Source organism: Pseudoalteromonas sp. HM-SA03 (genome assembly GCF_002289345.1).
GTDB lineage: Bacteria > Pseudomonadota > Gammaproteobacteria > Enterobacterales > Alteromonadaceae > Pseudoalteromonas.
Map to the genome: position 1 here is coordinate 36,652 of NZ_NSDG01000039.1, position 14,440 is coordinate 51,091.

At 43.6% G+C, this 14,440-nt stretch carries 10 protein-coding genes; 4 read left to right on the top strand and 6 right to left on the bottom strand.

Features of this window, described 5'->3' with window-relative positions:
- Positions 1–61: 61 nt before the first annotated feature.
- Positions 62–1,981, bottom strand: coding sequence for an alkaline phosphatase PhoX (locus CKO50_RS07475; protein ID WP_095727640.1), 1,920 nt, complete (start codon positions 1,979–1,981; stop codon positions 62–64).
- A 196-nt stretch (positions 1,982–2,177) separates the two neighbouring features.
- Positions 2,178–2,714, bottom strand: a complete 537-nt coding sequence (locus CKO50_RS07480; protein WP_095727641.1) for a lipocalin family protein — start codon at positions 2,712–2,714, stop codon at positions 2,178–2,180.
- Between the two features lie 162 nt (positions 2,715–2,876).
- On the opposite strand from CKO50_RS07480, the gene CKO50_RS07485 reads away from it, so the two are divergent.
- On the top strand, positions 2,877–3,419 hold the full coding sequence (locus tag CKO50_RS07485; protein WP_095727642.1) for a hypothetical protein: 543 nt from the start codon (positions 2,877–2,879) through the stop codon (positions 3,417–3,419).
- A 284-nt stretch (positions 3,420–3,703) separates the two neighbouring features.
- Here the strand turns inward: CKO50_RS07485 and CKO50_RS07490 are convergent, their stop codons facing one another.
- The 4 genes from CKO50_RS07490 to CKO50_RS07505 all read right to left on the bottom strand — a co-directional run bounded on the left by CKO50_RS07490 (position 3,704) and on the right by CKO50_RS07505 (position 9,561).
- Positions 3,704–4,366: a class I SAM-dependent methyltransferase gene (locus CKO50_RS07490; protein ID WP_095727643.1), complete on the bottom strand. Its 663-nt coding sequence runs from the start codon at positions 4,364–4,366 to the stop codon at positions 3,704–3,706.
- 10 nt (positions 4,367–4,376) lie between these two features.
- Positions 4,377–8,036: an SbcC/MukB-like Walker B domain-containing protein gene (locus CKO50_RS07495; protein ID WP_095727644.1), complete on the bottom strand. Its 3,660-nt coding sequence runs from the start codon at positions 8,034–8,036 to the stop codon at positions 4,377–4,379.
- A 4-nt stretch (positions 8,037–8,040) separates the two neighbouring features.
- On the bottom strand, positions 8,041–9,240 hold the full coding sequence (locus CKO50_RS07500) for an exonuclease subunit SbcD (RefSeq protein ID WP_095727645.1): 1,200 nt from the start codon (positions 9,238–9,240) through the stop codon (positions 8,041–8,043).
- A gap of 81 nt (positions 9,241–9,321) precedes the next feature.
- Complete coding sequence (locus CKO50_RS07505) at positions 9,322–9,561, bottom strand: hypothetical protein (protein ID WP_088532724.1); 240 nt, start codon at positions 9,559–9,561, stop codon at positions 9,322–9,324.
- Between the two features lie 459 nt (positions 9,562–10,020).
- On the opposite strand from CKO50_RS07505, the gene CKO50_RS07510 reads away from it, so the two are divergent.
- From CKO50_RS07510 to CKO50_RS07520, 3 genes are all read left to right on the top strand, one after another.
- On the top strand, positions 10,021–12,444 hold the full coding sequence (locus CKO50_RS07510; RefSeq protein WP_095727646.1) for a M1 family metallopeptidase: 2,424 nt from the start codon (positions 10,021–10,023) through the stop codon (positions 12,442–12,444).
- The gene (locus tag CKO50_RS07515; RefSeq protein ID WP_095727647.1) at positions 12,444–12,932 is read left to right on the top strand and encodes a DUF6702 family protein; all 489 of its coding nucleotides are present in this window, start codon (positions 12,444–12,446) and stop codon (positions 12,930–12,932) included. The genes CKO50_RS07510 and CKO50_RS07515 overlap by 1 nt, the downstream gene beginning before the upstream one ends.
- A gap of 97 nt (positions 12,933–13,029) precedes the next feature.
- Positions 13,030–13,917, top strand: coding sequence for a hypothetical protein (locus CKO50_RS07520; protein WP_095727648.1), 888 nt, complete (start codon positions 13,030–13,032; stop codon positions 13,915–13,917).
- The last annotated feature ends 523 nt before the right edge of the window (positions 13,918–14,440 follow it).

Sequence of the window (14,440 nt, forward strand, 5' to 3'; positions counted from 1 at the left end):
ATGACTCCAAAATTTTGCTAAAAAAAAGCAGCGCACCATAAAGTGCGCTGCTACTACTTAATTATTTTGCTTTAGGGTCATATAGCCAAAGCGTGTTATTTTCTTGGAAGCCATCTTCACCAATGATAATACGACCATCTTGCATAACGATTACGTTATCAGGCTGTGAAAGTTGATTGACGTCACAACGCTCAGCGCCAGTTAGTGAAGAGCGGTAAGTTGCACCCATGACAACTGGTTCTATGCGAGTTAGGTTGTAGTTGTTATCGATATGAGCACGATATACACCGCCACAATCTTTAACACGCGCAGAAAGCTGCATGTCACCTTCGCCATCAATCATGGTGTTGTCGATATCAGAAATACCAATATACATATAGGCCTTATCTACCACCTCTCCGGCAACAACATCTTGACCAGTTACCGCCTCAAGTACGCGGTTATGGTTGATGCTTAAGCCTTCAAGCTTACGCCATTCAGCCGTCGCACCTTTTTGGCGTGCAGCCTGACGAGACTCTAGGAAGATAGCGCGGTTGTCCATCGCTTTACCTGCCGTTACTTTACCGCCACCGTTTGCAACTGTTGGATAAGTAGCAGCACCTTCTGCCCACGCTTTTACATCAGCAACAGACAGATAGCTTGTTTGGCCTTCAACGTAGTCAGTTTCATTGATGCCATCATATTCAGCCACCCAAGTTTCTATCTGTGCATTACTGCCGCTACCCAGCTCAACCCAGCTAATGTCAAAGCCAGTTACAGCCGGATCGGTAAGGCCAGCATCTTGAGTTAGCTTTGCTGCGTAAAGGGTGCCAGCACTTAAGTCTTCTGGTTGATCTGCAACAAATTTAAATAGTACGCCACCGGTATCATCTTGTGATGAATAAACTGTACGACGGTCCGGCATCACAACTGAGTTTTCATGCTCATAACGACCAATTGTGAAGTGTTTCACAACATCAGGCGTTTCGGTTGTAGGATTTTTGATTTCTGCAATGTAACCGTAGCGATAAGGATTAGGGAAATCAGGTGCCATTAACGCTTCCATCGTGTCATTACCTGTTTCAGCAGGGTTGTTCCACTGTGGATCTTGCGTTGAGTCAACTTCAGACCAGACGATCCATTCTTCCGAAGTCAGCGGTGTACCCCACGGTGATACGGAGCCAAAGCAGTTAGCTGCTGTGCCTTTCACACCGTCGAAGTCTACCATCATCGCTTCTTCGATTGACCATTTACCCGTTGTCGCTTTACTCATTTTCAAACGACTGACACCACCTGGGTACGCTTCCCAGTTTGTGAATAGGTAACCTGTATTTGCATCTACTGGAATATAGCCATTGAAATCAGGGTTATCATTTTTAATAATTTCTTCACCCGTTGAGATGCTGTAATGCACACCCAAACCACCCGCTAACCCCTTAGTGCCAAGGTTTTCGAATGTATCACCTGTTTGGCCTAGAATTTGATATTGACCAATCGCAGAAATCACAGTTTGTTGTTCCATGGTCGAAGCTGGAACTGGCGCACTTGGAATATTTGCAGGTAGATTATTAAAGTTCACGCCGGTTAGTACACCGACAGTCCCCGTATTGAAAGGCTTACTATTGAACTTATCAGTGGCTGTGTTGGTGTCATTTGGGTGCTGAACGTTGAAGAACAAGTCTCCCCCTTCAGAAAGAAATAGACCTGTTACTTCAGCACCAGCAGGGACGGTTGCGATGCGAACAAGGCCTGGTACGCTGTAACTACCATCACGACCATTTTGGCCGTCTGCTCCATTTTGACCATCCTGTCCGTCAGTACCATTTTGTCCATTTGTGCCGTTTGTACCATTTGAGCCATTAGTACCGTTTGCACCGTCTTGGCCAGCAGTGCCCTGCTCACCTTTAGGACCCGCAGGACCTTGTGCTCCATCGTCACCATCACAGGCAGTAAGTGCCATTGCAACTGCCGCTGCAATAAGAGAATATGCTACACGCTTCATGAGTTACTCCAGTTCCTAAGTATTATTTTTTGTAAAGCGTGCAACAGTGTGAAGTCATCCTGTTACAGTTGACTGAATGATTTATTAACCATTTCCTACAGGAATAAGACACTTATACTCAACTCACATACAGCCACCCTTCTGTTGACAAGTTAAAATACCCATAAAAGGAACTTCAGTGTAAAGGGGGTTTACACTATTCTTTTCGAATGGGTTCGTGCCTCATATAGATAAGTTCACTGGTATTAAAGCCATATTGTTCAGACATGGTTTTAAACTTGTTCATCACGGTATCAGACACTTTAGGCGCTCTAGAAAGCAACCAAAGGTAATCACGATTGTAGCTAGTAACAAATGCATACTGGTAATCTTCATCTAACTCGAATACCACATAACTGCCATAAAACGGACCAAAAAATGACACTTTCAGATGTGCTATTTCATCATTTGCAACAAACTTGGCTTTGCCAATCGCTTCTTTCCACTCTCCTTCTTCTGTCACATATCCCTTATTTACGACTTTAATTGAACCATCTGGGTTTTGACTATAAGTCGCCGTGACGTTCTGCATCCCCCTTTCAAATGAATGATCTAATCGCGCAATTTCATACCAGATACCTGTATAGCGCTCAACATTAAAGTCTTTAACTGGTTTAATGCCATCAGGAAGCCCCGTACATGCTGAAACCGCAAGCGCAAAAATCGCCGTGAAAAATAACTGCCGTACTTTCATATAAGTTCTCCAAATTCCATCTCTATGTCTTACGTAGTAACCAAGTGCTAAGATTAGCGATAGGTTCAATTTTTACCTAGTTAAATTCAGACCCTTTCCATGCCAATTTCACCTTATTTATTTTAAACTTACGTGCAAACAAATAGATCGCAGCAAAGTACGATGAATACAGCACAGAGCAAAAAAATACTAACTCATGGTTTGGGTGTAGCAGCGGGTAAAGTTGCATTTTATATTGAACACCCACCAATCATTGAACCTTATAATAATTTGATACAAATCAGTGCGTTAGCCAGTGGGGAGATCGAACATATTAATGCGCATTGCGGCAACGGTTGGCGGAAAATTTTCAATGTTTTTGCCAAGTTTTTATTTACAGCAAAGCTGCCAGATCACGATATTACTAACTATTCAACTTGGCAGTCATATCGTGATAGCGCGTTACTTCAAGCTTCAAGTCAAGAAGCCCTGCTCTTTTCAACGCCTGATTTTTCAGCAAAAACATACGATTGGCATATTATTGCAGGACGCACCTACGCGAAATCATTGCTTAGAGATCAGATTTTTACTAACAATCTAATTTGGCTGGATGACGAGTTCGCCGTTGACTATAACTTGCGCCTTATCATTTCGCCATTTTTGGATTACCGCCAACTTAGTAATATAAAAATCAATAAGTTAGTGGATATAATAAGACAAAGTTAGATATTAGGCGGCAACTGAACTGCATGCCAAGTTGTGAAGAGATCAAATTTTTACTAAGTAAAATATTGATCTACTTCCTGTATCTTAGTCATTGAGATCAGAGTTTTACTAACTTTTTAGAAGTAAATGACCTGAGGTTTAGATAAAGCGCGGTGACGTCAGTGACTGAGCAGCAATTGACTCGATGTAGATCACTATTTTACTAACTTAATACAAGCTACTTTGAAAAAGTAAGAAAGGAAAAGCCAAACCCGAATATGGTCTGGCTTATTTAGAAAAAATTATTATTTATCTACCACAAAGCCTGCAAATCCAAGGGCTTTGAAGAAAGGTTTAGCAATACCAAAACCTGCGGTGTCTAGCAGCTCTGCAAGGCGTATTTTATCCACGGGGTAAAACTCATGCTCTAAATTCACCCTCATGCGCTGCTCGCCAACATCAGTCAGCCCAAGTTGTTTGCAAACGATTAATTGCGCTTCACGTTCAAAGCTTGTCGCAGGTTTCTCTAAGTCAGCAATAAAAAGACGCCCATCCGGCTTCAGCTGCTCACTCATTTGTTTAAACAAGCTTGCTTTATCGCCGTTATCTTTTACAAAGTGCATCACCAGCAAGCACAGTACTGCATCCGCTTGGTAGGCCTGTGGTGAAATTGCGCCATGATGGATCTGCACACGTTCCTGTAGGCCTAACTTGGTAAAATGCTGATCTGCAATTGCCAACATATCAGCAGATACATCTTGTGCTATAAACCGCCAACTCGGGTTTAGCTGAGCAAGCTCTACAATTTCTTTGCCTGTCCCTGCCCCCACAACCAAAATGGTTGCGCTATCAGGGTAAAGTGCTAAAAGTTGTGCCCCGGTAAGTTGGTGAATTAACGCATAGCCTGGCACCAGTTTTGTAATTCTTGAGTCGTAGTTTTGGGCTTCTTCACCCGTGAAAGTCGGCATCCAAATTTCCTTATGTTTGTGGTACTAAATTTAAAGATGAGTAGCCTCCCGGCTGTTTATTCACATGGATACGGGTGGCGATCCGCTCGCTCATCTGAGCAACATGCGAGATCACTCCAACCTTGCGGCCCTGTGATTGCAACGCGTCGAGCGCATCAATCGCGACACCTAGCGTCTCGGGGTCTAACGTACCAAACCCTTCATCAATGAATAATGAATGTATTTGCACTTTATTTGACGAAAGCGCAGCAAGTCCAAGAGCTAAAGATAAAGATACCAAGAAGGACTCCCCTCCAGATAAGGTGTTGACGCTACGTTGTTCGTCAGCCATGTCTTTATCTATGACCGCAATTTCTAAAGACTGCTCAATATTGGTAAGCAGATAACGTCTAGAAAGCGTATGCAATTGCTGGTTAGCATACTGCAATAAGATTTTTAACGTTTGCGTTTGCGCCCAATTACGCAACTTTTTGCCTGTTGCGTCGCCTAATAGCTTATCTAGTAAATGCCATTGCTCGTAATCTTGTTGCAGCTGAGCGAGACTTGCCGCTTGTAAAGAGAATTGTTGTTTATTCTGAGCATCGACCTCTAATGCACTTTGCACTTGTAGCAACTGATTTTGAGTTTGCTCAAGTGCTTGCGTCGTCTCGGCATGACTTTGCTTAACTTGTTCACTATCAACCCCATCAGGATACTTATTTTCAAGTTGATTGAGTTCTTCACGCTGATGACTAAGCTGCAGCTTAGTGTTTTGAAAGGCTTGCTGAACTTGCGCACACTTTTCTAGATCCGCTCGCGCTTCATCTAACGAAACCTCAAGTAACGCTAGTACTTTTACTTTGTCTAGCTGTCCTTGCTGATCGAGCAACCATTGTTCAAAGCGCGCATCAAGTTGCTGCAAGCGCGATGTTTGCTCGGTAATTTGCTTTTCTAGCTGCGTCAGACTGTGCTGGGTCTTTTCACGCTGAGCTTCGGTTTGGCTCAGCGTCAGCTGGGTTTGTGTGATCTGCTCTCGGCTTTGCTGTTCTTGCTGCTTAAGCTCTACAATCCAATCATCCAAGCTGGTGTGCTGCTGTGGTAAGTATTCGGCACGTTCGCGATTGAGGCGTTCAATATTCTGCTGATGTTGTAAAAGTGTATGTTCTAATTCTTCAAGCCGTTGCGTCTCATCTTGTTTTTGTTGACTGGCAAGATGTAATTGATGCTCAAGCTGAACTTTATTCGCCGTTAACGTATCTGTACGCTCGGTGGTTTTTAGCCAAGTTTGCACTCCTGTTTTAAGTTGGCTAATGGCAACTTGAGGAGATGAATCAAAGTCTTGCCACCACGACTGATCGGAAATTAACGCTTCAAGCCGATTGCGTAAGGCAGCCACTGTTTGTGATAGCTGACCATATTCGGTTCGCAAAAAGGCAATATGATTGCCTAAATCATGGTGCTGCTGCAAAAGTGCCAGTCCTTTATGTTTAGCCTGCTCGAGGTGTTGCTGTGCCTGCTGAACCGATTGCCACTGGCGGTCGATGTTATTGCGTAACTTGGATAGTTCATTTAGCCGTGACTGAATACTCATGAGTTGCAATTCAGCTTGCTCAGCGCTGCCAACTTTATACTCATCGCTCAACGCGTCTAGTCGAGCGCGATTCTCATTTATTTGCTTAGTGCAGTGAGCAATTTCCTGAGTGACTGACTGCCATAGCGCATTTTCACGCTCTTTTTCACCGACTTGTTGATTATAACGCTGCAACACTTGTTCACGAGCTTGCTCAGCAGCTTGATACTGAGACCGAAAATCCGATAGTAGCTGATCCCAGTGGGCATCGATGTGCTCTACACCATAAGGATGTTCTTTTGAGCCACATACCATACACTCTTGCCCTGCTCGCAGTTGAGAACGTAAATCGCTGATCCGCTCACTTGCACGTAACTGCACCTGCTCCAAATTATCACGAGTTAGGGCTAGGCGCTGCTTAGACAACTCGTCTTGCTGCTTGGTATCTCGGATCAGTATCTCAAGCCTTTCCAAGCCAATATGATGTTGAGTTTGTTGCGACCGTAACTGATGCAGCAAGGCCTCCCCTTCTTCGATACTACGATAGGCTTGCACGCATAGAGACCAGTTCTGCAATGCCAGATTTAGGTCTTGTTGAGTCAAGGGTACAAGTGCTTCTTTTAACGCTGAGAGTGTGCTGGCTTCGGTATCGTAAATCTTTTGTAGTTGCTGTACCTCAGCCTCATGTTTGCTCAATTGTGTACCTAGCGCTTGCTGTTCGTTCGGTAATTTTTGCAACTGGACTTCATGATCATTGCGTTGTTGTTGGTACTTTTGCAGATCATCAAATTGAGGCTGAACCACGCTCCATTGTCCGGCAATATTGCTAACTGAGTGCAAGTTCGCTCGCTTATACTCTAGCTGCTTTAATTCAGTATCGATTTCGCCGTGTTGCACTTGATACTTCTGTATCGCAGCCTCATGTTGCGTAATAAGATTGGCGTGCTTATCGAGATAAGGCTTAGTTTCTCGTTCTTGCGCTTTGTGTAGGCTTAGCTTTTCATCCAATAGACGAATGGTGTTAAAGCTTGGTTCTAACTTTACAAAATTGGCTTGCTGCGTAATAAGCTGCTGTTCCAGTTGCTGCTGTTTTGCTTTGAGCGTTGTAATGGCGGATGCAAAATCTTGTTGCTGCAGTGCTAGCCGCTCTTGAGATAGCTGCGCAACGCGTTTATCCGCCAGCTCATGTTGCTCACGGTTATCACGCATCTCATTGGCTTTTAAGACTTGCTGCGCATATTCCTGCTGTGGCTTTCCCTCTTCTATTTGCTGCTCAAGCGTTTGTAGCGTGTGTTCCACCTCAGCTGTTTTTTGCTTTCTTAGCTCGACATCCGCGAGCCATTGCAGCTGAGCTTGCAGCTTTGTACTTGTTTCTTGTTGTCGATTTCTTGTATCAAGCAATCCCAACTTCTGTGCTTCAAGTTCGGCTTGCTGCTCTGGTGACAAGAGTACAATTTGACCTAGCCTATCTTGCTGAGATTGCAGCTCAGTTTTCTTTTGCTTGTGCGCTTCAAAAACCGCTTTACCGATATTACTGAACTTTTCAGTACCCGTAAGACATTCTAGTAACTGAGCCCGTTCATCTCCCCCTGCCTTCAAAAACGCGGAGAATTCATGCTGAGCAAGCAGCACGGCTCGAGTAAACTGTTCAAAGTTAAGCCCGACTAGCTGTTCGATTCGTTGTTCTGTTTCTTTTTTCTTCTCACAGACTAGGGTCATATCTGGTAGGCTAAACAACTCAATAGTGGCGGTTTTTAAATTACCTTTAAGGCTTTTTCTAGCGCGCTCTACCGACCAAATAGCTTGATAACGTTTGCTATCTTGAGCAATAAAAACCACGCTGGCAGATGCTGCAACACAGCCCCGACGCAATAAGTTTCGCGGGTCGTTTAACTTAATGTTATCGCCATTAAAGGCAACTTTCTCTTTGTCGTCTGATTTTAACCGTGCGGTTTTGCCATAAAATGCAAGGCAAACCGCATCCAGCAAAGTGCTTTTTCCCGCCCCTGTATCACCAGTAATGGCATAAAGACCGGTGTCTTTGAGTGGTGCCGCAGTAAAGTCGACTTCAGCACTTTCTATAGAGGCAAGGTTGGTGATTAATATTTTTTCAAGTTTCATTGCACTACTCCTCCATGCTCGCGATCACTTCTGCTAATTTTTCATGCAATGTCGCGGGTGCTTTTTCCTGCTCAGGTTCAATTTCGCGATAGGCAATATCCAACAAGGTGTTGGGCGATAACGATTCAACTTTGCCCAAATCTTCAAACAACCACTCACTGGTAGCTGCCCCTTTAGACACCCGCTCAATACCACAAAACCTAATATCCTTTCCTTTTAGCGCTTCATCAATCTCGGCTCGAAAGCGGCTATTGGTTTCTGCTGCAGATAGTTTTAAGCGAACATAAGGAGCGCTATCGAACTTGCTAAAATCCTGCGCCGCGATAGCTTCGCATAATTCAGTCAAGCACTTTGCACCATCTTCAGGGATATATAACACATCTTTAAAACGAGGAACGTAAAGGGGGTTTACATCGACAAGGCCTTGTTCATTAAATTCAGCGAGCAATACTTGATGCTTATAATTGCGTTCGGAAAATGACATCGGCAAAGGTGTGCCGCAGTATCTGATAGCACTTTGCTTAGCGACGGTTTGCGCTTTATGTAAATGGCCTAGTGCAACATAGTCAAACTGCTCGCCAAACACGCCGGCAGACACCGCATCAAAGCCGCCAATGTTGAGGTTACGCTCAGAATCTTCAGAAATCGTTCCCCCCTTGGCGTGCAGATGCCCCATTAGCACAATAGGACCTTTCACTTCTTCTATCGTGCTTAGCGCATGCTGATAAGCTAATTGTACCCCGGTTTGATAGTCAAACTCGTCATCTAGCGGTTTTGGTAAATCAGCACTGCGCAAAAATGGCATTGCCACAACATGCATATGCTGCGCTGCGATGGGTAAATCGATAACAACCTGTTCAGGCGCTTGTTTGTTAAAGCGCCCAATAACATGGGTGTTGAATAAGGTTAAGAGTGGTTTTGCGGTTTCAATGCGATTAGCGGAATCGTGGTTGCCAGCAATCAGAATAATGTGCAGCTGAGGGCACCGTTGAGATGCTTTCTGGATAAAGGTATACAGTTGCTTTTCAGCACTCGCGGGCGGTGTTGCGGTATGAAAAATATCACCGCTGATCAACAGTACATCGACTTGCTGTTCAACCAGCGCATCGCATAGCCAGTCTAAAAACAGCTGATGCTCTTCACTGCGATCATGCTCGTAAAACGATTGCCCTAAGTGCCAGTCAGACGTATGTAAAACCTTCATTTAGCGTTCCTTTTCCTATAGAAACGCTAATATAGCATCGTCGAGCAATATTCGTCTTGTGAATATTGACGCTTTAACAGCTTAGTGAGTCAACTGCCACCAAGCAAAAATGATCACAGGTAATGCCAGTAAAAAGAATTTAGCTGGTAACTTGAAAACACGACTATGCTTATCTTGCACGCGTTTAATCGCCGATTTCTCGTTACAGGCAGCTACTTTATCAACATAAAAATAGCCGTCATCTAAGTAATCTTTACAGTTTTGTTCGTCTGCAGGAATTGCAACAAACTTCTCTTGTTTTTTTAGTATGTAGAAATCCATACTGCCCACCACATTTGATTCTCTAAACGGGTATTTAGTACAGAGCAAAACTAACGCCAGTTTTACCCAGAGATTGTAAAGTGCGCGATTTTAAAGACAAACTTGGGTCAATATCAACAGCTAATTTTGTTTTCTTTATTTATTTATAAAATGTAGACAATAACCCAGAGAAATACCTTTTTGGCATACAAATTAATTTTTCAGACCACTGCACTTTTCCTATCAAAAACAACAGATTAAAAAACACTCAAAACAGTCGAATTTCAGTCGTGCCCAAATCTTGTTACTTTATCTCAAAACTTTGATTTATGTGTTTTTATTTGTCAGTTTATTGACGCGTAGAAGGTTTTATTTGCCTTCCTTTGTCACCGTGCAAATCCCCTCTACTCATTCCGAGCAAAGAACTGAAATAAAATTTTTATCGGTTAATGCCTTGGCACGATAAAACAGGAAATAACAATGAAAATATCAACACCAGCGATGCCTTTATTGGTTGCACTCGCGCTATCCGGTATCGCTCACGCCAGCGCCATTTCACAAACCAAAGGGCATTTTGAAGATAAGTTTCGCCAATTAGATGAGACTTTACCGACCCCAAATATCTACCGCAGCGCAGCCGGTGAGCCCGGAGAGCGTTATTGGCAACAAAAAGTGGATTATGATATTGATGTAACCTTAGACGAAAAAGCCAAAAGATTAACCGCTACGCAGACCATACATTACAAAAATAACTCTCCTCACACTCTCAAATATTTGTGGCTACAATTAGACCAAAATATCTTCAAAAATGATTCAATTGCTGAACGCACTGCAACTTTTGGGAACGAATTACAGAGTAATCCGGTTACAAAACATGCAAAAATTTCACTAAATCAACTCAGACGCCAGCAGTTTATGGGTGACACTGAGCTTGGTTTTGTCATCAATAATGTCAAGGACGGTCGCGGTAAACCGCTCAAGGTCACGATTGTTGATACCATGATGCGTGTTGACCTAAACGAACCGCTCAAATCAGGTAAAGAGCTACAATTTAGTATGGACTTCGCCTTTAATATTGTTGAAGAAGATGCCGTTGGTGCACGTTCGGGTTATGAGCACTTTGAAAAAGACGGTAATGACATCTTTTTGCTCGCGCAATGGTTTCCTCGTCTAACGGCATATACAGATTATGAAGCTTGGACCAACAAGGCGTTTCTTGGCAGTGGTGAATTCACGCTCGAGTTTGGTGACTACGACGTTGAAATCACGGTGCCGGCCGATCATATCGTTTCTGCAACCGGTGAGTTAGATAACCCAAAGCAAGTTCTGAGCAAAACCCAGCGTGACAGACTAACGCAAGCAAAAACAGCGAAACGACCGGTATTCGTCGTTACTGAAGAAGAAGCGCTAGAGAACGAAAAAGCGGGTACAGACGACACCAAAACGTGGCGCTTTAAGGCCAAAAATGTGCGCGATTTTGCTTGGGCTTCATCACGTAAATTTATGTGGGATGCCAAAGGCTATCAGCAAGGTGGTGACGAGCAGCCTCTCGTGATGGCCATGTCATTTTTCCCCAAAGAGGGTGGTGACTTGTGGAAAAAGTACTCCACCGAAGCCGTTATTCATACCATGGAAGTCTATTCACGCTTCTCGTTTGATTACCCCTATCCAACCGCGCAATCAGTAAATGGTCCTGTCGGTGGGATGGAATATCCGATGATCACTTTCAATGGTCCGCGTACGAAATTGCAAGATGATGGCTCTCGCACCTATTCACTGGCCGAGAAACGTTTTTTAATCGGCGTTGTCATTCACGAAGTAGGGCACATCTACTTCCCTATGATAGTCAACTCAGACGAGCGCCAGTGGACATGGATGGATGAGGGCCTCAATAGCTTTTTAGATGGCGTTGCTGGCCGCGAATGGGATCCCACCATTCCTTGGGGCGTTGAGCCAAGAGATGTTGCTGCCTACATGAAATCTGAAGATCAGTCTCCAATCATGACGCAATCAGACAGCGTATTGCACCTAGGCCCAAATGCCTACACGAAACCTGCTGCGGCGCTTAACATTCTGCGCGAGGTGATTTTAGGTCGGGAGCTATTCGATTTTGCATTTAAAGAATATGCCCTACGCTGGAAATATAAGCGGCCAACGCCTGCGGACTTCTTTAGAACGATGGAGGAAGCTTCTGGGGTCGATTTAGATTGGTTCTGGCGTGGCTGGTTTTACAGCACAGATCATGTCGATATCTCATTAGATAAAATCTATCAATTGCGGTTAGACACCAAAAACCCAGACATCGACTTTGGCCGCCTACGTGAGTTTGAAAAGAACAAGCCAATGTCGCTATTCGTCAAACGCAATCAAGAACAAGGGCGCGCACTTTGGATTGATAAAAACCAAGATATAACAGACTTTTACGATAGTAATGACCAGTTTACGGTAACCAATGAAGAACGAAATGAGTATCGTGAGTTTTTATCTGAGCTTAAACCTTGGGAAAAACGTACTCTTAAGCGCGCGGTAAAAGAAGACAAAAACTATTATGTGCTTAAGTTTAGTAATGTCGGTGGACTCGTGATGCCAATCTTACTTGAGCTCACGTACCAAGATGGTAGCAAAGAAGAGCGGACTATCCCTGCCGAAATTTGGCGTCGCAATGCCCGTAACGTCAGCAAGCTAATTATTACAGATAAAGATAAACCGCTTGCGTCCGTGACCGTTGACCCGCGGTGGGAAACTGCTGACGTTGATATTGAGAATAACCATTACCCAAGACGCATTATAGAATCTCGCCTAGAGCTCTATAAAAAGAAAGAACGTGAAGGTAAAGTGTATCGCGATATCATGCAAGACGTTAAAGCCGAGCTAAAATCACTTGAAGAGAAAAAGGATAACTAATGAAAACCTGGCGCTTAGCCTGTTTATTTGTGCTGATTTCACCGCTTTGTCAAGCGCACCAATTAAAAGCAGCGGTCACCACGGTGTTATTTAACGAACGCAGTGGTAATATCGAAATCATGCACAGATTCTATCTCCATGATACTGAGCATGCGGTAGAGAGCCTATTTAGTCACAATGCCGATATATTTAACAATGTTGCTGATAGAGTAAGCTTTGCGAATTATGTCAGTAAGCGCGTTGAATTAAAAACAGGCGCAGGTAAAGTGCTGTCCTTAAATTTGGTTGGTGCGGAAATAGATGGCCAATTTTTTTGGGTATATCAAGAAACCCCGCTGTTCTCACCAATAAATGAGCTTAAAATGCGCCATAATGCACTCAGAGATGTGTGGTCAGAACAAGTCAATTTAGTGAACTTTGAAGGCAAAGGAAAAGTCAGGTCGTTGCACTTTGATGGTAATGACGATTGGCTAAGCGTCACTTTTTAGGTTGTAAAAAAGGCGCTTCGGTGTCTTTTTTACTTTATCAACTCACGTTCTGCGCTAAAGTTAAAGAATACTTGTTAATGCGCGATGAGGAAAAGGAATGACAACCTCAATTAAGCTGTTCTTTGTATTCATATTACTGACGTCATATAGCATCTGTGCAAGCGATCTGGTGCGCTATAACATATCTAAAGAATTTGCCGATCCGAAACAAGACTACTACATCGCGTTATTAAGACTGGCTCTAAATAAGAGCCGCGATAAATATGGCGCTTACCAACTCAGTGAAAACTCTTTCGATCACACCCCTCAAGGGCGCACCTTAGAAATTTTGGAGCAAGGGAAGCTTTTAGATGTTCACTGGAGTATGACATCCATCAAAAGAGAAAAGAGTTTAGCGACGGTATATGTGCCGTTACTAAAAGGGATGATGGGCGCACGTTTATTTCTCATCCACAAAGATACCGAAGAAAGACTCTCTCTGCTTCACTCTCCCGCCCAATTAATGAGTTTCACGCTTGGCAGTGGTATCGACTGGCCCGATACTTCAATCTACGAAAAAAATGGCTTTGTTGTAGTCACTAGCATGGCTTCTTTGCTACCAAAGATGTTAGAAGAAAAACGCTTTGAGCTCTTCCCTCGCGCACTTCACGAACCATGGACGGAGTTACAAAGCATAGATAGCACAGTAGTAGAGTCTAGGTTCGCGTTTTGTTATCCCACTGCTATGTACTTTTTCGTCAATAAAAATAATAGTCGACTCAAGGAGCGCCTCGCCTATGGCCTCAACAAAGCAATAGAAGACGGCTCGTTTGATAAACTGTTTTTCAATCATCCAATTACCCGCGAAGCCATTACAAAAGCTAAATTTGAGGATAGGACAGCATTAAAACTTCAAAACCCAAACTTGAGTGGCCACACAAGGGATATCCTGTTTAACCCCAAATATACTTGGCAACCTATTCACCAGTGCATATCACCCAACTAGGCCCTGCTCAGCGTGACAAGTTATTGCTACTTGAATTATCAGCTTTGGTTAATTAATCTGGGACTGGGATGTGGAGGTAGCATAATAGTTCAATCGTGCTTTTGTAGACTTCTCTGCCTAATCAACCTGATCTGCGGATAATTAATGCCTTTCTAGCAGCCAGTTTTAGCGCTAACTGCGTTGAATTCACTTCCAATAGCCAGCTATTGGTGCGTAAATTCGCCTTGCCTACAGGATGTAGGTACCTTAGCGAGAGCAGGACGCGGAAGCGGTGTTTTCCCTAAAACTCACTGGCTAGACAAGGAAAAAAGCTAAGTTGTGCTTTAGCAACAATGAGTTGGAACATTCCTTATCCAAACCTCAGGTTAATCAGTAGTTCATTTTATACGATGGTACTGCATACCTGCGTTTGGTACATAGGGCCTGTTTATCTTTCAAGTTGGTTTTTGCAGCAAAGGTCAACAAGCCCTAGAGCTGTCAACTTAAATACATTCACTACCAATAAATAACAAAAACAAAGAAG

Excerpts from the sequence above, each read along its gene's own strand:
- CKO50_RS07475 (WP_095727640.1), bottom strand. The coding sequence starts at position 1,981 with ATGAAGCGTGTAGCATATTCTCTTATTGCAGCGGCAGTTGCAATGGCA.
- CKO50_RS07480 (WP_095727641.1), bottom strand. The coding sequence starts at position 2,714 with ATGAAAGTACGGCAGTTATTTTTCACGGCGATTTTTGCGCTTGCGGTT.
- CKO50_RS07485 (WP_095727642.1), top strand. The coding sequence starts at position 2,877 with ATGAATACAGCACAGAGCAAAAAAATACTAACTCATGGTTTGGGTGTA.
- CKO50_RS07490 (WP_095727643.1), bottom strand. The coding sequence starts at position 4,366 with ATGCCGACTTTCACGGGTGAAGAAGCCCAAAACTACGACTCAAGAATT.
- CKO50_RS07495 (WP_095727644.1), bottom strand. The coding sequence starts at position 8,036 with ATGAAACTTGAAAAAATATTAATCACCAACCTTGCCTCTATAGAAAGT.
- CKO50_RS07500 (WP_095727645.1), bottom strand. The coding sequence starts at position 9,240 with ATGAAGGTTTTACATACGTCTGACTGGCACTTAGGGCAATCGTTTTAC.
- CKO50_RS07505 (WP_088532724.1), bottom strand. The coding sequence starts at position 9,561 with ATGGATTTCTACATACTAAAAAAACAAGAGAAGTTTGTTGCAATTCCT.
- CKO50_RS07510 (WP_095727646.1), top strand. The coding sequence starts at position 10,021 with ATGAAAATATCAACACCAGCGATGCCTTTATTGGTTGCACTCGCGCTA.
- CKO50_RS07515 (WP_095727647.1), top strand. The coding sequence starts at position 12,444 with ATGAAAACCTGGCGCTTAGCCTGTTTATTTGTGCTGATTTCACCGCTT.
- CKO50_RS07520 (WP_095727648.1), top strand. The coding sequence starts at position 13,030 with ATGACAACCTCAATTAAGCTGTTCTTTGTATTCATATTACTGACGTCA.